The organism is Sediminicola sp. 1XM1-17, from assembly GCF_037203765.1.
Classification (GTDB): domain Bacteria; phylum Bacteroidota; class Bacteroidia; order Flavobacteriales; family Flavobacteriaceae; genus Sediminicola.
This window is the reverse complement of record NZ_JBBCAS010000001.1, coordinates 568,345-589,238: the sequence shown is the minus strand read 5'-3', so window position 1 is coordinate 589,238 and position 20,894 is coordinate 568,345. Positions and strand designations below refer to the sequence as shown.

The window sequence follows — 20,894 nt, the reverse complement described above, 5'->3', positions numbered from 1 at the left end:
TTGTGACCCGCATTAAAAATTTATCGGGACATTTTGCCAAAGTCGTCAACAATTACTAGTTGTTGTTCCTCCGACGCTTCCTTAGGCTCTACAATACTCGCAAAGACCAACAAGGCTATCAGAATGGAAAATAAAATCAAGCACCTCATCATAATTCCTGGTATTTACATTCAAAGAATGTCTTAACCACTTTCAAAACACTTGGACAGATCAGCCATCCACTCCAGATTTCATTACCAAAAAAGGTTTCAAAAAATCCCTACCATTCCAATAGGATACCGAATATAGCTCCTTAAAAGGGTCTTTTAAGCCCGATATGTATAATTGGTTACCTATTTTGTATAATTTGCAGACAGATTTAGACAGACATTTTCTATATTCTCAATAACATCCATGTCAACCAAAATTCATAGGGATTAGTGGGTTTAATATCAATTATTGACTACATTTAAACCAAATTGAATACTTAATATCCTATAACCCTATGGCGCCAGCCATCACAATATAGGCTCGACATATTTTGACCAACTATAGTTTAAGTTTATCCATTGCACATGTTAGAAGCAGTAATAGTAGACGATGAAATAAAAGCAATTCAGGGACTCTCATGGGAGCTCACCAATTTTAGCAGCGAGCTAAAAGTTGTAGCCTCTTTTACCAACCCTTTCGAAGCTTTGGAATATTTGGAGAAAAACACCCCAGATTGTCTTTTTCTGGATATTGAAATGCCTGCCATGGATGGATTCCAATTCATAAAGAAGATAACCAATAAAAACTTCCCAGTGGTCATTACCACCGCCTATAACCAATACGCCATAAAGGCCCTGAAAAATGAGGCCATAGACTATTTGTTAAAGCCCATTGACAGTGATGACCTCAGTGACACCATTGCTAGGATCAAGAAATTCAACTTGAAACATTATAGCGCCGATAGGCTGGAAAAAATCCTCATGAATTTTAATTCTTCCAACATTCAAAAGAAAATTACCATCAATACAGATGGAAAATTGCTCTTTCTGGAAAACGACGAGGTTATGTACGCTGAGTCCGATGGCAACTACACCACCCTTTTTCTCAGTGATGGCCAAAAGATTCTGCTCACCAAAAAATTAAAAGAAGTCAATGAAATGTTACCCAAAGAATGCTTCTTTAGGGTGCATAATTCGTATATTATCAACCTTAACAAAATAAAGGAATTCCTTAAAACAGACGGCTATGTCGTGCTGCAGTCCAACGATAAAATCCCTGTTTCACGCCAAAAGAGATCGGATTTCCTGGATATGTTATAATTCATTTTAGGTTGTCCCATGTTCAATAAAATTACATCCCCTACTTTTTCATTCCGTTCCTTGAGGAAGTTGATCTTCCCTTTGGTCATGACCTTGTTTTTTACACCCATCCTAAATTCACAAGAAATTCCCGGGGCACACCAAAAAGCCATCGAAACTATTTTACGCAATAGACCCATCAATCTTACGAATTTTGAGACTGCATTAAATCTCCCACCAAACGACACCATTTCCTTAAACTACCTCCTGTCGCTATCAATTCAAAACAAATACTATGCAGGTCAGGCCTATGCCCTGAACCAATTGGGATCAATATATCAAGACCTATCACTTTTTGACAAAGCCATAACCTTGCACGAAGAAGCGTTGAAAGCTGCGGAATCTGGGGAGAATCCTGTATTTAGAATTTCCAGTTTAAACATGCTAAGCTTAGCCAATCTGAGAAAAAATGCCATTCAGTCAGCATTGGATTATGCACAGATGGCATTGGATATTGCCCAAAATATTCCCGACCCGTCATACGAAATAAAAAAAAGCCTTAACGTTTCCCTCAACAGAATAGGCAACATCTACAAAACCCTGGAGCAATGGGATATCGCTACGGCCCGATTCCAAGAAGCACTGAAGCAGGAAAAGGAATTGGGAAACAATTTGGGGATCGCCATCAACTATCAGGATATTGGAGAAAGCTTGGAGGCCCGCGGAATAATAAAAGAGGCGCTCACCAACTACCAAACGGCATTGGACTATAACAAAAAAGTGGGGTCCAGAAGTATCTATTTGAAATCCAACTTGGGAATAGCGCATATACACGTGCACCAAGAAAAATATGATCAAGGTTTACGCGAATTAAAATCCTTGGTTGAGCCCGCCTTAGCCTTGGGGAATATGGAGCTCATTTCAGAAGTATTTATCAATATTGGCTGGGCGCATTTAAAACTGGATCAGCTTGACTTGGCCAGAAAATACCTTATCCACGGTTTTGAGATTGCCCAAGAATACAACCTTACCAGTGGTGTTGAAGAAGCTTATGTATTTCTATCCGATCTTAGTGCGAAGGAGGGTGACTACAAGGCTGCCATGGAGTTTAACAAAAAAGCCCGTTGGGTAGAGAGAAAAACGATCAATGAAAGAAACAGACGTTATGTCGCGGATCTGATCAACCGTTCGGAAACGGAAAAGAAAAACAATCAGATCGAGGTATTGGGCAAAGAGAATGAGATCGTTAAATTAAAATTGCGCAAGAACCAAACTACCTTATTGGTAAGTGGTTTTGCATTGGCATTGCTCGGCAGCATATTGTACATCCTTTTTTATCAGCGCCAATTAAAAAATGAAAAACAGTTAATGACCTTGGAGGCCACCATGCTACGCAGTCAAATGAACCCCCATTTCTTGTTCAATTCACTGAACTCCATTAAATTGTACATCATCAACAACGAAAAAAAGAATGCTGTACATTACCTCAACAAATTCTCTAAACTGATCCGTAAAATTTTGGAGGCTTCCTCTGTGCGGGAAATATCATTGGCAGATGAGCTGGAAACGGTTCAACTCTACATGAATATTGAGAATATTAGGTTCAACGATGAGATCGACTTTGAGATGCAGGTGGATGAAAATATTGATATACATACCGTAAAAATCCCATCCCTGATCCTTCAGCCTTTTTTGGAAAATGCGCTCTGGCATGGGCTTTCGGCAAAAGAAGGAGAGAAAAAGGTTGCTCTGCACGTGAGCAGGGAAAACCAGAACTTCATCAATATCGCTATTTCCGACAATGGCATAGGACGTGTCACATCTGAAAGACTAAAGAAAAATAGGGTAATCAAGCGAAAATCAGTTGGCATCAACATCACCAAGGAGCGTTTGGCCAATTTCTCAAAGGACTACCAGAACTCTTTTACATTTGAAATATTGGACCTCTATGACGAACACCAGAATCCATGTGGAACCAAGGTAGTTTTAAATATTCCTACTCTTTGATATAATCTTTGGCAACCTCCTCCAATTCGGCATACCATTTGTTCCCAAATTTTCTAATAAGTGCTTCTTTTACAAATTTATAAATAGGCACCTGAAGCTCTGCCCCCAAGGAACAGGCAGGATCACAAATTTCCCATTTATGATAATTTACGGCTGTAAAGCTGGTATATTCTTTTACACGAACAGGATACAAATGACAGGAGACCGGTTTTTTCCACTTGGTAGCCCCTTGATTGTAAGCCTCTTCCAGGCCACATTTGGTGATACCATTTTCAGAAAAGATCACATAGGCACATTCGCTTCCATTGACCAATGGTGTTTCCCATTCCCCGTCCTCGCCCTTCACAAAAGCCCCCTGCTCCTCAATGGCCGCAATGCCCTCAGGTCTTAGGAATGGCTTTACGTCGCTATAGATATTCACCAAAAGATCCGTCTCCTTATCCTCTAAAGGCGCTCCCGCTTCACCATCTACACAACACCCCCCTTTGCAAGCATTCAAATTGCACACAAAATCCTTCTCAATAATTTCCTCGGACACCAAGGTTTTACCTAATTGGAACATAATTTTCAAATATGGCGCAAAGATACTTCTTTCACCCTAAAAAGAGACAGAATTATTTGCTTTAGGGCATCCAAAAGCATTTTAGAAAACGTAATTTTGCTGGATCAATAAAAGCCTAACATGGAATTTCATTTTAATTTCAAGGAAATATTTACCGCCAGTATGGTGCTATTTGCAGTCATAGATATAGTGGGCAGTATTCCGATCATCATATCACTTCGCAACAAAGTAGGCCACCTACATTCGGGCAGGGCATCCATTGTTGCCGCCTGTATCATGGTCGCCTTCTTGTTCATTGGTGAAGAGATCTTAAAATTGATCGGGATCGATGTCAACTCCTTTGCCGTGGCCGGATCCTTTATCATTTTCTTTCTGGCCATTGAAATGATCCTGGGAATATCACTTTACAAGGATGATGAGCCCGAAACGGCCTCTATCGTGCCAATTGCATTTCCCCTAATAGCAGGTGCGGGTACAATTACGACCCTCCTGTCCTTACGGTCAGAGTACTATGTTGAGAACATCATTGTGGCTGTAATTGTCAATATTATTTTCGTTTATCTTGTCTTAAAGTCGTCAAGAACGATCGAAAAAGTATTGGGCAAGAACGGTTTGGGTGTGATTAGAAAAGTTTTTGGTGTAATTTTGCTAGCCATTGCGGTAAAATTATTTGCCAGCAATATCAACGAATTATTTTAAACACCTGTACGACGGCATTTCCAATCTATGACGTTGTACTCTTTAAGCATTACCACTATGAACAGAATTCTGAGCATTATCCTGATTTCCCTGGCCGTTGCCCTGATTGCCTATAATGTAACCCTCATCAATTTTGAAAATCCTATGGAAGGGGATAGCATCATTGCCATTATTGGCATTGTGGCCTCTCTTAGTGCCATTGTATTGCTATTGATCTTTATAGCTTCAAAAAAAATTCAGAAAAAGGTGAACGAGAACTAAAGGCACCTCTAAAATCTTACTCTTTTCTTTTTTGAATTTTGGATCTATCCAGTTCCTTTACCTTTTGTAACATGCTATCTCCCTCACTTTTGATCTTGGCATAAATATTTGGGTCGTACAACTGTTCTGCCAGGGAAGCCTTTATATACAACTTGATCTGTTCCTCCAGATCATAATAGGAGAGGTTTAGGTCCCTTATCACGGATATGCCATCCGCGTATTTGATGAATTTCTCAAACAAGATGTCATCTACCTTAAAATTATAGATGAAATCATGCTTCGATAAATAGGAATATCTATTCCTGTCCTCATCCAAATGCTCAAATACAAATCGGGATATCAATCCCAAACTTTCAATAGATTCAATGGTTTCAACTTCATTGGATCCAATAGGAACGAATACGTCCGGGATAATTCCACCTCCACCATAGACCACTTTGCCCTTAGGGGTAGTGTACTTTAGGGAATCTGCAACTCGTATACTATCTACAGATTCCAGTTCACCATTATGGTAACGGTCTGTAAATTTCTCATAGTAGTCCTTGCTCCCGTTCTTATAATCCTTTTGAATTGACCTACCGGTGGGGGTATAATATCTGGAAATGGTCAACCTGACCGCAGATCCATCTCCAAGATCCATTTCGCGTTGCACCAATCCCTTTCCAAAGGAACGACGCCCAACAATGGTTCCTATATCGTTATCCTGTAGCGATCCAGCAATTATTTCACTGGCCGAGGCCGAACGTTCGTTGATGAGCACATATACCGGCTTATCCTCAAAATCGCCCTTCTCTGTGGCGAACGACTTGGTAATTTTACCGTTCTTATTTTTGGTATACAAGATCATTTTTCCGTCCTCCAAAAACTCATCCGCAATTTCCTCTGCAATGCCCAAATATCCTCCGGGATTGTCCCTTAGGTCCAAGGTCAATTTTCTCGCCCCTTGTTTTTCCAAACTTTTAAGTGCCGATTTAAACTCTTTATAAGAAGATTCCGCAAAGCGGTTGAGTTTGATATACCCCATATCTGAGGTCAACATATAATAGGCTTCCACACTTTTTATGGGTATCAGGTCCCTTTTAATGGAAACGTTGAACTTCCTATTGTCCTTTTTTCTAAAGATGTTCAGATTCACGGCTGATCCTTCTTTTCCCTTTAATTTGTCTACAATGAAATTATTGGAAATGTTCTTTCCAAACAGCGTATCCTTGTCCGCTACCAAAATTCGGTCTCCCGGTTGAAGTCCCTTTAGGTAACTTGGGCCATTCTCCACGGTCCGGATCACTGCAATGGTATCTTTGTACATGTAAAAATTGACTCCGATACCTACAAAATCGCCTTTCATGTTTTCTGAAACCGTTTCCATTTCCTCTTTGGGTATATAAACGGAATGGGGATCCAATTTATCCAGGATATTGTTTACGGTAACATCAACGATGCTATCCGTGTTAATATCATCCACATACTCATATTCTATATAGTCGATCAGCCTATTGAGCTTGTCCTTTTTTGAATTGGTGGTAAATAACTTTTCCGGGGAATCGTTAAAGTGCAACTTACCCCCAATTAATATCCCTATGGCAAGTGCCAAAGCAATAACCGTAGGCCATATGTAATTGTATTTTTTTTTCATAAGTAGCGCTTTAAGAACTGAATTCTTCAATGGGCATATGCGTAATCACTACCCCGGCCTTTTCTAAAAATCGCAGACCGGAATCATCTTTGTACGCCCTCTGGTATACCACACGTTTTATGCCAGACTGATGAATCAGCTTGCTACATTCCTTGCACGGGGACAGTGTGATATACAATGTGGATCCCTCACAGGATTGGGTGGACGAAGCCACTTTGGAAATGGCATTGGCTTCCGCATGGAGTACATACCACTTGGTGTATCCTTCCTCATCCTCACAACAGTTTTCAAATCCCGTAGGTGTCCCGTTATAGCCATCAGAGATAATCATTCGATCCTTTACGATAATGGCCCCTACCTGCTTGCGTTTGCAATAGGACAACTTGCCCCATTCGTTCGCCATCCTCAAGTATGCCGTATCGTATTTTTTTTGCTTCTTTTCCAACTTCACAAAATTAATTCACCGGGAATCTTAATATCCAAAACCAATATCTTGGCGATTATAAGACTCAAAGGTACACTAATATACCCTCTTTGTTATATTGTAACAACCTTATAAGGTTAATTTTTAGTGAAATTCTACCATGGAAACGTTTCTACCAACATTGGTATCACAATACCGATGATCAGGATGGAAGCAACACCAATAAACAGTTGGGTCTTAACCTTTATCAGCGATTGGCTTATATAGGACAAGAGCAAGATACCAAGTATAACGAACACCTGGGACAATTCGATCCCTGTGGCAAAACCGAGCAATGGGATGGATTTCTGTTCTTCTTCGGCCATCAACATTTTAAAATAATTGGAAAAGCCAAAGCCATGGACCAGACCAAAAAATGCGGTGGCCCACAAATGCGCTGCGTTGCTTTGGTTTGTTAGGTTTTTAATGACAAGCCAAAGATTGTAAAGAGCCGTGAACAAAATGGTCACGGGGATCAGGAACTCAATTAGGGAAACATTCATGGTGACCAGACCATAGACGGAAAATGCCAAAGAAATGCAATGGGCTATCGTAAATACGGTGGCCAGCAATAAAACCTTCTTCCAATCTTTAAATGTAAACGGCAACACCAGGGCAGCTAGAAAAAGGATGTGGTCATAAGCATTGAGATCCAACACATGATCCAATCCCATTTGAAGGTAAAACCAAAAATTTTCCATACAATCCGTATTCTTTTATTTTAATGACAGCAATATACCATATCGCTGAAAAAGATCTATAATCCCCTTTCCTTCTGGATGGTCTCGTATGCCTTTTGCACCTCCTTAAATTTTTCTTCTGCCCCGCTCTTTATGGCCTCATTTTCGGTATTCACCCTGTCCGGATGGTATTTTTTGGCCATGGTTCTGTATGCCTTTTTCACTTCCTCATCGGTAGCAGATCTTTCAATTTCCAAAATTTTATACGCTGTATCCGCAGATTTGATGAACATGGCCTTTATACTCTCAAAGTCGATCATCCTTACGTTCAAATACCCGGCGATTTCCTGGATTTTTTCAACCTCAAGCGCACTTATCTTCCCATCTGACTGCGCAATACCGAACAAAAAGTGCAACAATTGCAGTCGGACTTCATATCGTGTGCGCTGGTTGAGATAGGCACAAATTCTCTCGGCGGAAATTTCCCTTTTTTTGATCACCTCGTTAAAGGTCCTAAAAATGGCATTTGCCTTATCCTTGCCATAAGTACTCAAAAAATACTGTCTCACATAGTCCAGTTCGCTCTGGGTCACGTTACCATCGGCCTTGATGACCACGGAACACAGGGAAAGCAAATTGAGTTCGAAATCGGCCGGGGACACCTGCTGACTGGATCCACCTCCAAAGAGGGATTGGCCTCCGCTTCCACTACTTCTTAAGCTGTCAATATAACTTCCTATCAAAAACCCCACAATTGCACCCGGAAACCTAAGCACATAATACCCCAAGATGGCGGCAAACCATTTTATCATCCTATTCAAAATTTTGTCAAAGATATAATATTAAGAGGGAAAAGAACCCCTAAGGAAAAGTTAAGGCAGACGGGATAAATCACTCAAATTGGTTACCTTTGTAAAATATCTAAATCATTAAAAATTAGACTATGTATCCTGCAGAATTAGTTAAACCTATGAGACAAGATCTGGCATCCGCCGGGTTTGAAGAATTATATACGGCCGAAGCTGTTGAAAAGGCCATCAAGCAAGAAGGAATTACTTTGGTAGTGGTTAACTCCGTTTGCGGTTGTGCTGCCGCCAACGCCAGACCTGCGGCTAAAATGAGCTTAAGGAACAACAAAAAACCAGACCATTTGGTAACGGTTTTTGCCGGTGTGGACACGGAAGCAGTAAACGCTGCAAGGGGACTTATGGTTCCTTTCCCTCCATCATCCCCAAGTATGGCTTTGTTCAAAAATGGTGAATTGGTCCATATGATAGAGCGTCATCACATTGAAGGAAGACCAGCTGAAATGATCGCTGAGAACCTTATGGAAGCCTATAACGAATTCTGTTAATTAGCACATGGCAACCTCCAAAGAGGTATGCCATGAGACAGAAAAAAATAAAAAGAGAAATCATGTGAATCATGGTTTCTCTTTTTATTTTTGTGACATGCAAAAAATATTAGCCTACCCATTCTCCGTAATATATCAGGTTTTGTTTGGCTTGACCTTGTTGGTATTCCATCCCGTCCAGTACATATCATTCAACGTTTTTGGATATCCTGCGCTTAAAAGAACTGTGAGCATCTTAAATTTATGTCTGCTACGATGTTCCAACATCCTTGGAACCAAGTATACCTTTAACAATCCGTACGATCTTCCAACAGATAGACCTTTGATTATTGTGGCCAACCACCAGAGCATGCACGATATACCACCACTCATTTGGTATATGCGCAAGCATCATCCCAAATTTGTGAGCAAGCAAGAGTTGGGCAAAGGTATTCCCAGTGTTTCCTACAATTTAAGACATGGTGGTTCGGTATTGATCGATAGAAAGGACAGTAGGCAGGCTTTGACCGAAATTGCCAAATTGGGTACCTACATAGAAACCCATAACAGAAGTGCCGTTATTTTTCCTGAGGGCACCAGAAGTAAAACCGGTCATCCCAAGAAATTTCAGGCCATGGGGCTAAAGATATTGATGAAGAATGCTCCTTCTGCCTTGATTGTCCCCATTAGCATCAACAATTCCTGGAAGATGTTGCGTTATGGAAAATTCCCAAATGCTTTGGGCAACCATATTACCTTGGATGTACACAAGCCCCTTGAAATTGGTGAGGATAAAGATGCCCTGATTGCCCAGATAGAACAACAGATTACTGCCGGAATAACTTCATTTGCATGACAGACAGCCAAATAGTAGAAGAGACGATTGCATTTGTCAAGGAAACCCTAAAAGGTGCCGAGGGTGGTCACGATTGGTTCCACATACAACGTGTTTTCAAAAACACATTACTGATTGCCAAGGATGAACAGGTAAACATTTTGGTAGTGAGCCTTGGGGCCCTTTTACACGACATTGCCGACGCAAAATTCCATGGGGGAGATGAAACTGTTGGGCCAATGCTCGCCAAAGAATTTTTGACATCCATTGATGTTGATTCCCAGACTATTGACCATGTGGTCAAAATTATTGAAAATATATCCTATAAGTCCAGTTTGGACACTAGTACCGCACGATTTGCCTCCCCAGAATTGGAGGTAGTCCAAGATGCTGACCGTTTGGATGCCATTGGGGCAATGGGTATTGCCAGAGCCTTCAATTACGGTGGTTTTAAAAACAGGGAACTCTATAATCCTGAGATTGCCCCCAACCCCAATATGTCCAAGGAGGAATACAAAAAATCCACGGCCCCGACCATCAACCATTTTTATGAAAAGCTTTTGTTGTTGAAAGATAAGATGAACACCAAAAGTGGCAAGAAATTGGCTGAAGCACGACATCAGTTCATGTTGGATTATTTGGAGCAGTTCTTTAAGGAATGGAACGGGAATTCATAATGCTCCTTTCCTTACCAAAAGATTGGACACTTGTTGCACAATTACGAACCCTGTAGTTTTCATTTTTTTGTATCTTCAAACGGAAATCTACAATCCATACCATAATGCAAAGAAGAAAATTCATTAAAAATGTGGCTGCCACTTCGGCGGCCTTTTCCATTGTGCCCAGTTTTGTACTTGGAAAAAACCATGTTCCTCCCAGTGACACCCTTTATGTTTCTGCCTTTGGTGTAGGTGGCCGTGGTGCCGGGGTTATCAGGGAGTTGACAGAGACCGGTAAAGTAAAATTTGTGTCGTTCTGCGATGTAGATATGCGCATGGTTCAGAATAGCCAAGCCCTACATCCCAAAACTAAGATGTACAAGGATTTCCGAAAGGTGTACGACAAGCATTTGAAGGAAATGGACGCTATTATGGTGGCGACTCCGGACCATACCCATGCTTCCATTGCATTGCCCTTTATGCGCGCCAAGAAACACGCATATGTGGAAAAACCTTTGGCACATAATATATATGAAACCCGCTTGATGACGGAAGTTGCCAAAGAAAATGGCATTGTCACACAGATGGGGAACCAAGGAGCCTCTAGTGATGGTAGCCGACAGGCAAAAGAATGGATTCAATCTGGAATTCTCGGAACGATTGAAAAAGTGGATTGCTGGACCAACCGACCGGTATGGCCACAAGGCGTAAAAATCCCTGTTGGCAAGGAAAGCATCCCAAAAGAATTGGATTGGGACCTTTGGTTGGGCCCCGCGGCAATGCGCGATTATAATTCCGCCTACCTCCCCTTCAAATGGCGTGGTTGGTGGGACTTTGGTACCGGCGCCCTCGGCGATATGGGCTGTCATATCATGGAATCTCCTTTCAGCGTATTGGACTTGGGCTATCCTACAGAAGCCGAAGCCAGTTGTACAACTGTATGGGTAGGAGATTTTGTGGAAGCTGATTATAGCTCTTCTTGCCCCCCTTCTTCCATAGTGCGATTAAAGTTCAATACCGAGGCTCATGGCGATATTGCCCTAAATTGGTACGATGGTGGACTTAAACCAGATCTACCGGATGAATTGAAGAACGAGGAGACCATTGGAGATGGCGGTGGTGGCAGTGTTTTTTATGGTACCAAAGGGATAATGGTCCTTGACACCTATTCTAGGAATCCTAGGTTATTGCCTTCTGAAGCCATGAAAATATTTAATGTTCCCGAACCTTCCCTTACAAGAATTTCGGGCTCCCATGCCAATAATTGGGTAGATGGATGCATGAACGGGGCCGCCACCTCATCCGATTTTGCACGATCGGGACCGTTGACGGAATCCGTACTTATGGGTAACCTCGCCATCAAAGCCTATCAGTACAAGGAATTCAAGGAAGGCAAAAAAGCTGGAGATTGGGATCCTTTCAACTATCCGGGAAGGCGCAAGTTGTTATGGGACGGCAAGAACATGAAAGTGACCAATTATGAAAAGGCCAACGAATGGGTGAAGCGAGCTTATAGACCAGGCTGGGAATTGAGCTAATAAAAACCATTCTTACATACAAAGCCCATCGTTACCACAGTAAAGATGGGCTATTTTTATGCCTTGAACTCTGCTAAAATAATGACAACTGTACGTCCTTATAATTTTCGTGCAGTGTGGTATTGAGCTTAGGGAAAGTCCTATCCTTAAAATACTTCATTTTCGCCAACTTGACCATGGCGTGGATATGTTCTGCAATTTTTCCATCCCCTTTGGCACGCACACCAAACCTACTATCGTTCAAAGTCCCTCCGTGGCAGGCTGCTATAAGGTGCAGGACCTTTTCAGCCCTGTCAGGTAAGGCCTTGTTGATCCATTCGGTAAAGATCTCACCAATGGCACCATTGAGACGTACCATGGTAAAGGCCATGGAAACAGCGCCGTGGTCCGACACCGCTTTGGCCAAGTCCATTATTTCATGACTGTTGATTCCGGGAATGATAGGGGCCAACATGGCATTCACCGGAATATTGTTTTCAGATAAAATTTGGATGGTCTCCAAGCGCTTTTTAATGGTCGTGGTTCTAGGCTCCAAAATACGCCTGGTCTCCTCGGACAGGGATGTTACGGAAATATGGACACCTATCAGGCTATCCTTTGCCAGTTCCTTTAACAGATCCAAATCCTTTAAAACCATGGCATTTTTGGTAATGATCCCTACTGGATGTCTATATTTTAAGAAAACCTCCAGACAGGCCCTAGTAATACCATATTCCCGTTCCGCAGGTTGGTAACAATCCGTATTCCCCGAAAGTACAATGGTCTCGGCCTTCCAACGTTTCGATTTAAGTTTTTCCTCCAATAAACGGGGTGCATCCTTTTTAATAAGGATCTGTCTTTCAAAATCCAATCCGGCACTGTAACCCCAAAATTCATGGGAATTGCGAGCGTAACAATAAATACACCCATGCTCACAACCCTGATAGGGATTCATGGAATAATGCATCCCCACATCGGGACTGCTCACCTTATTTACGATGGATTTAGGAAAAATGGGGAGGTATCTCGTTCTGTTATTATCTGCCTCTTCCCCCTCCAAACGACAAAATTCCAAGAAATCATCCCGTAGTTCATGGATATCCCTTAAAAAGCGATTCGGGACATTTTGTTGGGCACCGCGCCCTTTCAGATAATCGTTTGATTTCAAAACATGGATTTATTCCAAAATTATGGAATATTTCCAATTAATGAAATTTAATTAAAAGATACTTTTACCAATTGTTTCTTTGTGCCCCTTTTTGCATAAAAGAGCATGCTATTATCTGCTTTATCGGTAAAAGGCAAGGAAACCATCAATGGGAGTCGCGCATCCTTATCATCAATAACCTTTTCATAGCTCATATCCCCTTTTGCGTCCAATTTGATCAAAAAAACATTTCTGTTCCTGCTATATCCCTGTTTGAAAATAATTCGTTGGTTGCTCAACTGTTGTGGGTTTTCACTTGCGGTGCTGATAAAAAAATAGGTGTCGTTCCCCAAAGTATAGGTACTATAGGAGGCATAGGCTGCATCGTTTTGGGTAACCTCTGATTTATTGATATTCCTGGTCCATATCAAGTCGCCTGAAACATTCAATTTGGCACTGACCATATCATTGTAATGATAACGGTCTATATGTAGGCGGGCACCACTGGCGTCTTGTTGTATGCTCTTGGTCACAAAATACTCCTCCGCATTAAAGAGGATATCCTTTTCCTCGGTCACACTCACACTCTTAAAAATCAGGTTGGTAATTTCCCGCTCTTCCCCAGTACCAAATTTATCGGCCATAAATTGTTGGGAAAAAGGATGGTATTTTTTTTGTATATGCTCCAAGGAGTCTGGATCCAGTTCAAAATATACCAGTCCGTTGTAACGATTGTCCTTTCTATCGGCATAAAAACCAACAAACACCAATTTGTCATCGATAAGTATTGGCTTCAGCGCTTCTGAAAATTTACCGGGATCATCAAAGGTCTGTGTCCTCCCTCCATTTTCATCTATCAACAACAATTCGTATTGAAATTTCCGCTCGGTGGCCGAAAACCGCTTTTTCTTGAAATAGGCCTTGCCAATGAGGTAGACCTTTTTTAAATCTTTGGAAACCGCAATATCCTCAAAAGCATAGTTCTTTTCCTCTATCTCGGCGGAAAAGTCGTACTCCATAAGCTTGGTTCCATTGATATCGAACAAATAAACAAAATGCTGGTTATCTTTCCGTTTCTTAAAGTGGGTGGTAATGGCAAAGGCCGATTTATGCTCATTGAACAGGACAGAAGTTGTAAACCCCGAACCGAAATTCCTGTTGTAATAATTCTTGTCCAATGGGTTTTCTACCGCTACCGATGGAATGGAAAGAATTACATCCTCTTTAAAATCCATTACCGATAGCGGTGAGCGGTGGATTACATATTCATAGGCTTCCGTACCTGCATTATATTTCAGTAAAAGAAGGTTCAGATGGCCATTTTTGACATAACCTTCCACAAAATCGATATCTGTGATCCTGTAATTAAATTCAGAGACCAGTTCCAGGTCCTTATTGTAATGCTCAATGTAAAATCCCTTTGGTTTCAGGATCAAACCGGTATAGTAGGATCTGACCAAAATGGAACCACCATCCCCATCATCTGCCATGGTCAGCAAGTTGGAATATTTGTAGCGGTCACTGTACCGCTCTCCAAAATCATAACTAACGGGCATTTTTTGGGCATAGGCCATCATGTTGGCAGCCAACAAAAAGAGTACAATAATCCTGGTTTTCATAGAATTTGTAGGTTTAAGATTGGTTATGAACCGGGGAATTCAGCCTTTCTTTTTTCCAAAAAGGCAGTAGTTCCTTCTTTAAAGTCTGCGGTACCAAAACATTTTCCAAATGCCTTTACCTCGGCCTTAAACCCGTCCACATCATTTTTAAAACCCGCATTTACCGCTTTTATTGCATAACCAATGGCCACAGATGAATTATTCGATATCTTGCTCGCCAATTTCTCACACAGGGGCATTAGTTCCTCTTGGGTCACTACATAGTTCACCAAACCATGGGCCAAAGCTTTCTGTGCATCTATCATGCCAGCGGTCATGATAAGTTCCATAGCCAGGCCTTTTCCTACAAGCTGGGGCAAGCGCTGCGTACCTCCATAGCCCGGAATAACCCCTAGGGATACTTCTGGAAGTCCCATTTTTGCATTGTCACTGGCCACCCTAAAATGGCAGGCCATGGCAAGTTCAAGGCCACCGCCCAAAGCAAATCCGTTAACCGCAGCAATTACGGGGGTGGAAAGGTTTTCTACAAAACTGAAAAGCTGCTCCTGCCCTTTTTCGGCAAGTTTATGTCCTTTTCGTTCGCTAAAATGGGCAAATTCAGAAATATCGGCACCGGCCACAAAAGCCTTTTCACCACTCCCTGTAATAATGATCGCCTTAACATCTTTGGCTTTGTCCAGCGCTTTAAACGCTTCATGGAGATCTGCGATGGTGGCCTTGTTCAGTGCGTTCAACTTTGTTGGCCTATTGATGGTGATCACCGCCATGGCATCTTTCTGTTCTACCAGTATGTTCTCGTAACTCATAGTTCTGTTATTTTTTCTATTATCAATTTTTTCGATTGGTGTACCTCAACCATTAAGTGCCCAAATCGGGCAGGACTATGCCTTGGGGAACCTCACGGTAAAGACCGTACCCGTATCCTTTTTGGAGGTAAAATCGATCGATCCTTTGTACATTTCCACGATATTCTTTACCATACCCAGGCCAAGGCCCATTCCACTGGATTTTGTTGTGAATTTTGGCTCAAAAATCTTTTCCCGGTACTCATCCTCAATACCAACTCCATTGTCCTCCACGGTGATCTTTACATCCTCACCTTCAGAAGCTACGGTAACCAGAATTCGGGGCGCTTCCACCATAGGAACGGCCTGAATGGCATTCTTCACCAAATTGGTGACCACCCTGATCAATTGGGTACGGTCCCATTTGGCAATAATTTCTTCCTCCTCACAAATAAAGTGGATATAATCTTCCTGAAAAATATCCAACGCCAATTTTACAATTTTCACCACATTAAGGGTTTCATTTTGTTGTGCCGGCATATCGGCAAAATTGGAAAACGCGGAAGCGATATTGCTCAAGGTATCTATCTGTTGTATCAGGGTTCTGGAATATTCATCTACCTTTTTGTGAATATTGGGATCTTGGGGGTCAAACTTACGCTCAAAACTCTGGACACTTAGGCGCATCGGGGTCAAGGGATTTTTTATCTCATGGGCCACTTGTTTCGCCATCTCCCTCCATGCCTGTTCCCGCTCACTTCGGGCCAATTTTACAGCACTCTGCTCCAATTCGTCTATCATGGCATTGTAGGCCTCGATCAACTTTCCTATTTCCTGACTGGGATTGTCCACCAAGATCTTCTCGTTCCGTTTTTCAAAATTGGTCTGGTTCAATTTGTCGGATACGGTCTGTAGGGACCGTGTAATATATTTTGAAATAAAATAGGCCAGGGCAATGGCTATCAACAACATCAATAGATACACCCCGCCCAAGCGCATCAAGAATTCTTTCAGCTCCTTATTGTTAAATGAATTGTCCTCAAAATAGGGCAAGTTGAGGATCCCTACCGGTTTAAATTTGGTATCTGTTATATAGGTATAGGAAGCTTGGTATTTATCGCCTGCTGTGCTCTTTTCCTCTACATAGCGTTCATCGGTACTGTCCTGTAAATTGTTCAAAACCTCTGCCGATAGACAGGTGGAAATGGAATCCCTTTCAAAGGTGGGCCTAGAGCTCTTGATCAATTGGCCTTCGAGATCATATATATTGAAATTCACATTTTGCACATCTGCAATCTGGTAGATTTCATCCATAAAAATATATTCCAGATTCTCTGTGGTAACGGGATATGTAGTCTTTTGGATGGTATAAACGATACTTTGTTTGATCTGTTCCTCTTTCCGCTCCAAACGATCTGCATGATAATCCTTGGATTGTTCCCGATATTGATAAATGGTCACCCCAGCGATCAAGACCGATGCAATGAGCACCAGTAGGATCATGGTAATGAATATCCGGGATCTAAGCGATAATTTAGTGAACAAGAATGACCTATTTTGTGCTAAATATAGCAATTATCACGCCAAATGGGGGCAACCAATCCAACCGTATAAAAAAGTCACACATCAGGCATTTGGGTTTTTATTGCGGATCCCCTTGTATATTTTGATACCCAGCATCAACAGCACTCCTAGGGCAATGATTCCCACCACCCCAAAAATCCAATTGAAGGTGCTTTTTAGAATCACCAAGAACACTACAGCAAAAAGGATCAAGGTGGCACCTTCGTTCCAGAGTCTCATAAAATTGGAGGTATACTTCACCTCATCCCGTTGTAACTGCCTGAATATTTGGTGGTTTTTAAGATGATATAGGATAAGCAGCACTACAAAACCCAATTTAATATGCATCCAGGGTTGTTGTAACCAAACCGGCATCAATACCAATAACCAGATGGCAAAAAGGGTAGCCAGTACTGCTGACGGCCACGTAATGATATACCATAACCTTTTGGTCATCAATTTCAATTGTTCGGTCAGGATTTCTTTCTCCGGAGATCCCTTCTGCGCTGCTTCAATATGATAAATGAACAACCTGGGGATATAGAACAACCCTGCGAACCAAGTGATCACAAAAATGAGATGTAATGATTTTATATAATTGTAATAGTCTTGCATGACATTCTACTGTGAGGGAACAAATTTCGGGATTTAAAGTTCAGGAACAAATGGAAAAATGGTCGTTTTGGAAATTATCACCCGCGTACCAACTATCCCTTATTCCCAACCCTGATCGCTCCGATCCCCGCCTTCCACAATTCCCTGTTATATTCCGGAATTTCTATCTCCATTAACCTTAAAGCCCTTTGATCCAACTCTTCCCATTGGGCATCCAACTCCATTTTTCGATCTATGGAAGATTGATTTACCCTAGGGATATCGCCACTGGTCTGATTGATCAAAAACAAGTATTCGGCGGTAAACTTATTGGGAAAATTCTCCACGTCATCATAGGCCTGTGATTTTCGTTGTACCATATCCGCATCCCATGCCTCCAACCGGTTCAAAAGTTCCTCCCCTTTCTTCTTCAATGTGGAGTCCTCCAAATCCGAAACAATTTTATGCAACTGCTGTTGGGCCGTATATAAAAGATTGACCTTTCGGTGCATTTCGGAAACGTTCTGCTCCATGGATGTCATTAGCTCATCATAGGTCTTATACTGTGCTGCACTGATTTTATAGGTAGGAATTTCCAAGATGGTCCCTATGGTTTCCACCATTGCACCTTGGGTCCTTAGCTTTAGGGTATAGTCTCCGGGAGGCACTATGTGGCCCCGAAAATTGGCCTCCATATATACATGGGGAATGCCTTCCAAAATGGGATATTTCAGATCCCAAACAAAACGGTTTAGGCCTTCTTTTTTAGACAATAGTGGTGCCGGTGGAGGTCCGCCACCATTATTTTTCACATAATTGGCATCGTTTTCAGAAGAAATGCTGCGCACCAGTTTGCCCGATGCATTATAAATTTCCAGAGCTATTGGAGTTGCATCTTCCATCTTTGGCAATATATAATATATGACCATCCCGTTTGCAGGGTTGATCCCATCAAAAGAATCTGACCCCGTAAACCCTTCGGAACTGCCGCTCAAGGGGCTGCCCCATGATCCATTGTAAGCTGGACTTGGCCTTAAAATTCGGACCCCCTTTTTGCTTGGGTCGTACTGCGCCAAGGCCTTCAGGTCATCCAAAATCCAAAATGATCGGCCCGAAGTGGCCACGACCAAATTACCCTGATGGACCTTTAGATCGGTTATTGGGGTTTTGGGCAGGTTCAACTGGAAGCTCTCCCAGTTTTTGCCCCCATTCCAAGAAAGGTAAACTCCCTTTTCGGTACCGGCAAATAGCAAATCCTTTCTGGCTGTATCTTCACGTACCACTCTGGTAAAGCTACCGTATGGAATCCCCGAACTGATGTTGGACCAGGTTTTACCGTAATCCGTGGTTTTGTACAAGGCCGGGGTATAATCATTGAATTTATATCTTGTAGTGGCAATATAGGCCGTTCCAGGATTATGGGGAGACACTTCTATGGCGTTCACCAAACATTCCTGAAGTCCTTTGGGCGTTACATTCTCCCAGCTTTCCCCGCCATTTTTGGTGATATGCACCAGGCCATCATCACTTCCGGTCCAAAAAACGCCTTTTTCATGGGGAGATTCTACCATATAGGCAATGGTACCGTAGTTTTCGGCCCCCACTGCTTCGTTGGTATATGGTCCACCGCCTTTACCTTGCTTATCGTCCATATTCCGGGTGAGATCTGGAGATATTTCCTCCCAGGTCACCCCCATGTCCCTTGTTCTGAGCACCAATTGTGCACAATGGTAATAGGTATCGGCATCGTGTTGCGACCGTATGATGGGCGCATTCCAGTTGTACAGATATTTCATATCCCTGGCATCCCTTCCGAGATATTGGATAGGGGCGGCCATGATCTGTGTGGAAGCCTTGGACTCCGTATCCAAAAGTTCTATGGTGCCCAGGTAACTACCTCCCATCACATACCTAGGATTTTCGGGATCAAAGGCCAAAAAAGCACTTTCCCCACCGGCGGAATAGGTCCAATCTTCCCGGGTGATACCTCCTCTACCTATGGATAGACTTGCAATCTTTACCGAGGTATTGTCCTGTTGCCCTCCATAGATATTGTATGGAAATAGGTTGTCCGTACTGATACGGTAGAACTGTGCCGTGGGCATATTGCTCTGTGTGGACCATGTTTTCCCAAAATCAAAACTGATACCGGCCCCACCGTCATCAGAAATGACCATATTCTTGGAGTTCTTGGGATTGATCCAAAGGTCATGGTAATCGCCATGTGGGCCAGAAAGTGTTTCCCAGGTTTTTCCGCCATCCTGCGAACGCAATGCAGGGGCACTGAGCACATACACCGTATTTTCATCGTTGGGATCTGCAAAGACCTCTATATAGTACCATGCCCTTTGTACCAGTCGGTTATCACCGCTTACCATACTCCATGACTTCCCTGCATCTTCAGAAACAAAAAGTCCGCCTTGATCCTTATTGGAATCGCTCTCAATCAAGGCATACACCTTGTTGGAATTGGCCGGACTCACGGCAATGGCCATTTTACCCTTTTCTTCAGGCAGTCCCTGGTGGATTTTGAACCATGATTCTCCACCATCGACCGACTTATAGAGACCACTGCCCTCACCCCCACTGATGACCATGTTCGGTTTTCTTTGGTGGTGCCACATTGCGGCGTATAAAACTTCCGGAAAGTTGGCATCCATGGAAAGTTCAACACCCCCCGTTAGCTCATTTACAAAGAGTACATTCTTCCAGGTGAGTCCCCCATCGGTGGATTTGTAGATGCCACGTTCCTTAGTTGGACCGTACAGTGCGCCTTGGGCCGCAACCCATACTACATCTGGATTTGTTGGGTGAACCACAATCCTTGAGATATGCTGGGTCTTTTCCAACCCCATTTTTTTCCAGGTCCTACCAGCATCAGTAGACTTATATACTCCATCCCCATAGGAGGTCATAACCCCCCTTGGGGCATGTTCCCCCATGCCGCAATAAACGATATTGGGATTGGAATTGGAGACGGTTACTGCACCTACGGACCCCAATTCAAAATATCCGTCCGAAATATTCTCCCAACGCTGACCTGCATCCGAGGTTTTCCAGAGTCCGCCTCCCGTGGTTCCCATATAGTAGGTCAAAGGATCACCAACCACCCCCGTGGCAGTAACAGACCGGCCCCCACGAAATGGCCCAATGTTCCTGTACTTCAAAGGTGAAAAATAGTTTTCTGCAGTTTGTCCAAAGAGCATGGTCCATGGCACTAAACAAACGAATAGTAATAGTTGTTTTCTCATAATGTTGGTTGGTTCAAT

The 20,894-nt window shown here is 42.5% G+C and carries 20 protein-coding genes; 8 read left to right on the top strand and 12 right to left on the bottom strand.

Annotation, left to right across the window (positions count from 1 at the left end; all coding sequences use genetic code 11):
- Nucleotides 1–20: 20 nt before the first annotated feature.
- A complete protein-coding gene (locus WAA86_RS02635; RefSeq protein ID WP_337299416.1) occupies nt 21–152 on the bottom strand; it encodes a hypothetical protein in 132 nt (43 codons plus the stop codon).
- 402 nt (nt 153–554) lie between these two features.
- Here WAA86_RS02635 and WAA86_RS02630 point away from each other — a divergent pair, with 402 nt between their 5' ends.
- Together WAA86_RS02630 and WAA86_RS02625 are read left to right on the top strand one after the other, a co-directional pair.
- A complete protein-coding gene (locus tag WAA86_RS02630; RefSeq protein WP_337299415.1) occupies nt 555–1,289 on the top strand; it encodes a LytR/AlgR family response regulator transcription factor in 735 nt (244 codons plus the stop codon).
- A gap of 18 nt (nt 1,290–1,307) precedes the next feature.
- The gene (locus WAA86_RS02625) at nt 1,308–3,275 is read left to right on the top strand and encodes a tetratricopeptide repeat-containing sensor histidine kinase (RefSeq protein ID WP_337299414.1); all 1,968 of its coding nucleotides are present in this window, start codon (nt 1,308–1,310) and stop codon (nt 3,273–3,275) included.
- On the opposite strand, the gene WAA86_RS02620 is transcribed toward WAA86_RS02625, so the two are convergent.
- A complete protein-coding gene (locus tag WAA86_RS02620) occupies nt 3,265–3,837 on the bottom strand; it encodes a DUF3109 family protein (RefSeq protein WP_337299413.1) in 573 nt (190 codons plus the stop codon). The two genes, WAA86_RS02625 and WAA86_RS02620, sit on opposite strands and share 11 nt — an antisense overlap.
- 120 nt (nt 3,838–3,957) lie before the next feature.
- Here WAA86_RS02620 and WAA86_RS02615 point away from each other — a divergent pair, with 120 nt between their 5' ends.
- On the top strand, nt 3,958–4,536 hold the full coding sequence (locus tag WAA86_RS02615) for a MarC family protein (RefSeq protein ID WP_337299412.1): 579 nt from the start codon (nt 3,958–3,960) through the stop codon (nt 4,534–4,536).
- Between the two features lie 57 nt (nt 4,537–4,593).
- Entirely contained in the window at nt 4,594–4,797 is a 204-nt protein-coding gene (locus WAA86_RS02610; RefSeq protein ID WP_337299411.1) for a hypothetical protein, read from the top strand.
- Between the two features lie 16 nt (nt 4,798–4,813).
- On the opposite strand, the gene WAA86_RS02605 is transcribed toward WAA86_RS02610, so the two are convergent.
- The 4 genes from WAA86_RS02605 to WAA86_RS02590 form a co-directional block, all read right to left on the bottom strand.
- A complete protein-coding gene (locus WAA86_RS02605; protein ID WP_337299410.1) occupies nt 4,814–6,430 on the bottom strand; it encodes a S41 family peptidase in 1,617 nt (538 codons plus the stop codon).
- A gap of 10 nt (nt 6,431–6,440) precedes the next feature.
- Nucleotides 6,441–6,875 carry a deoxycytidylate deaminase gene (locus WAA86_RS02600; RefSeq protein WP_443217562.1) on the bottom strand — a complete coding sequence of 145 codons (435 nt, stop codon included), beginning with the start codon at nt 6,873–6,875 and terminating at the stop codon, nt 6,441–6,443.
- Nucleotides 6,876–7,009: 134 nt separating this feature from the next.
- A complete protein-coding gene (locus WAA86_RS02595) occupies nt 7,010–7,594 on the bottom strand; it encodes a HupE/UreJ family protein (RefSeq protein ID WP_337299408.1) in 585 nt (194 codons plus the stop codon).
- A 56-nt stretch (nt 7,595–7,650) separates the two neighbouring features.
- On the bottom strand, nt 7,651–8,385 hold the full coding sequence (locus WAA86_RS02590; RefSeq protein WP_337299407.1) for a TerB family tellurite resistance protein: 735 nt from the start codon (nt 8,383–8,385) through the stop codon (nt 7,651–7,653).
- A gap of 131 nt (nt 8,386–8,516) precedes the next feature.
- On the opposite strand from WAA86_RS02590, the gene WAA86_RS02585 reads away from it, so the two are divergent.
- The 4 genes from WAA86_RS02585 to WAA86_RS02570 all read left to right on the top strand — a co-directional run bounded on the left by WAA86_RS02585 (nt 8,517) and on the right by WAA86_RS02570 (nt 11,938).
- Complete coding sequence (locus tag WAA86_RS02585) at nt 8,517–8,927, top strand: BrxA/BrxB family bacilliredoxin (protein WP_337299406.1); 411 nt, start codon at nt 8,517–8,519, stop codon at nt 8,925–8,927.
- A gap of 97 nt (nt 8,928–9,024) precedes the next feature.
- Nucleotides 9,025–9,762 carry a lysophospholipid acyltransferase family protein gene (locus WAA86_RS02580; RefSeq protein ID WP_337299405.1) on the top strand — a complete coding sequence of 246 codons (738 nt, stop codon included), beginning with the start codon at nt 9,025–9,027 and terminating at the stop codon, nt 9,760–9,762.
- Nucleotides 9,759–10,418, top strand: a complete 660-nt coding sequence (locus WAA86_RS02575) for an HD domain-containing protein (RefSeq protein ID WP_337299404.1) — start codon at nt 9,759–9,761, stop codon at nt 10,416–10,418. Before WAA86_RS02580 ends, WAA86_RS02575 begins: the two co-directional genes overlap by 4 nt.
- 104 nt (nt 10,419–10,522) lie before the next feature.
- Entirely contained in the window at nt 10,523–11,938 is a 1,416-nt protein-coding gene (locus tag WAA86_RS02570) for a Gfo/Idh/MocA family protein (protein ID WP_337299403.1), read from the top strand.
- Between the two features lie 73 nt (nt 11,939–12,011).
- On the opposite strand, the gene WAA86_RS02565 is transcribed toward WAA86_RS02570, so the two are convergent.
- The 6 genes from WAA86_RS02565 to WAA86_RS02540 all read right to left on the bottom strand — a co-directional run bounded on the left by WAA86_RS02565 (nt 12,012) and on the right by WAA86_RS02540 (nt 20,876).
- Nucleotides 12,012–13,085, bottom strand: a complete 1,074-nt coding sequence (locus WAA86_RS02565) for a PA0069 family radical SAM protein (protein ID WP_337299402.1) — start codon at nt 13,083–13,085, stop codon at nt 12,012–12,014.
- A gap of 47 nt (nt 13,086–13,132) precedes the next feature.
- A complete protein-coding gene (locus WAA86_RS02560; RefSeq protein ID WP_337299401.1) occupies nt 13,133–14,683 on the bottom strand; it encodes a hypothetical protein in 1,551 nt (516 codons plus the stop codon).
- Between the two features lie 23 nt (nt 14,684–14,706).
- A complete protein-coding gene (locus WAA86_RS02555) occupies nt 14,707–15,489 on the bottom strand; it encodes an enoyl-CoA hydratase/isomerase family protein (RefSeq protein ID WP_337299400.1) in 783 nt (260 codons plus the stop codon).
- A 75-nt stretch (nt 15,490–15,564) separates the two neighbouring features.
- Nucleotides 15,565–16,971, bottom strand: coding sequence for an ATP-binding protein (locus tag WAA86_RS02550; RefSeq protein WP_337299491.1), 1,407 nt, complete (start codon nt 16,969–16,971; stop codon nt 15,565–15,567).
- A gap of 123 nt (nt 16,972–17,094) precedes the next feature.
- Nucleotides 17,095–17,646 (bottom strand): CopD family protein, encoded by a 552-nt coding sequence (locus WAA86_RS02545; RefSeq protein ID WP_337299399.1) that lies wholly within the window; start codon nt 17,644–17,646, stop codon nt 17,095–17,097.
- Nucleotides 17,647–17,738: 92 nt separating this feature from the next.
- Complete coding sequence (locus WAA86_RS02540) at nt 17,739–20,876, bottom strand: VPS10 domain-containing protein (RefSeq protein ID WP_337299398.1); 3,138 nt, start codon at nt 20,874–20,876, stop codon at nt 17,739–17,741.
- Nucleotides 20,877–20,894: the final 18 nt, after the last annotated feature.

Excerpts from the sequence above, each read along its gene's own strand:
- WAA86_RS02635 (WP_337299416.1), bottom strand. The coding sequence starts at position 152 with ATGATGAGGTGCTTGATTTTATTTTCCATTCTGATAGCCTTGTTGGTC.
- WAA86_RS02630 (WP_337299415.1), top strand. The coding sequence starts at position 555 with ATGTTAGAAGCAGTAATAGTAGACGATGAAATAAAAGCAATTCAGGGA.
- WAA86_RS02625 (WP_337299414.1), top strand. The coding sequence starts at position 1,308 with ATGTTCAATAAAATTACATCCCCTACTTTTTCATTCCGTTCCTTGAGG.
- WAA86_RS02620 (WP_337299413.1), bottom strand. The coding sequence starts at position 3,837 with ATGTTCCAATTAGGTAAAACCTTGGTGTCCGAGGAAATTATTGAGAAG.
- WAA86_RS02615 (WP_337299412.1), top strand. The coding sequence starts at position 3,958 with ATGGAATTTCATTTTAATTTCAAGGAAATATTTACCGCCAGTATGGTG.
- WAA86_RS02610 (WP_337299411.1), top strand. The coding sequence starts at position 4,594 with ATGAACAGAATTCTGAGCATTATCCTGATTTCCCTGGCCGTTGCCCTG.
- WAA86_RS02605 (WP_337299410.1), bottom strand. The coding sequence starts at position 6,430 with ATGAAAAAAAAATACAATTACATATGGCCTACGGTTATTGCTTTGGCA.
- WAA86_RS02595 (WP_337299408.1), bottom strand. The coding sequence starts at position 7,594 with ATGGAAAATTTTTGGTTTTACCTTCAAATGGGATTGGATCATGTGTTG.
- WAA86_RS02590 (WP_337299407.1), bottom strand. The coding sequence starts at position 8,385 with ATGATAAAATGGTTTGCCGCCATCTTGGGGTATTATGTGCTTAGGTTT.
- WAA86_RS02585 (WP_337299406.1), top strand. The coding sequence starts at position 8,517 with ATGTATCCTGCAGAATTAGTTAAACCTATGAGACAAGATCTGGCATCC.
- WAA86_RS02580 (WP_337299405.1), top strand. The coding sequence starts at position 9,025 with ATGCAAAAAATATTAGCCTACCCATTCTCCGTAATATATCAGGTTTTG.
- WAA86_RS02575 (WP_337299404.1), top strand. The coding sequence starts at position 9,759 with ATGACAGACAGCCAAATAGTAGAAGAGACGATTGCATTTGTCAAGGAA.
- WAA86_RS02570 (WP_337299403.1), top strand. The coding sequence starts at position 10,523 with ATGCAAAGAAGAAAATTCATTAAAAATGTGGCTGCCACTTCGGCGGCC.
- WAA86_RS02560 (WP_337299401.1), bottom strand. The coding sequence starts at position 14,683 with ATGAAAACCAGGATTATTGTACTCTTTTTGTTGGCTGCCAACATGATG.
- WAA86_RS02555 (WP_337299400.1), bottom strand. The coding sequence starts at position 15,489 with ATGAGTTACGAGAACATACTGGTAGAACAGAAAGATGCCATGGCGGTG.
- WAA86_RS02550 (WP_337299491.1), bottom strand. The coding sequence starts at position 16,971 with ATGATCCTACTGGTGCTCATTGCATCGGTCTTGATCGCTGGGGTGACC.
- WAA86_RS02545 (WP_337299399.1), bottom strand. The coding sequence starts at position 17,646 with ATGCAAGACTATTACAATTATATAAAATCATTACATCTCATTTTTGTG.
- WAA86_RS02540 (WP_337299398.1), bottom strand. The coding sequence starts at position 20,876 with ATGAGAAAACAACTATTACTATTCGTTTGTTTAGTGCCATGGACCATG.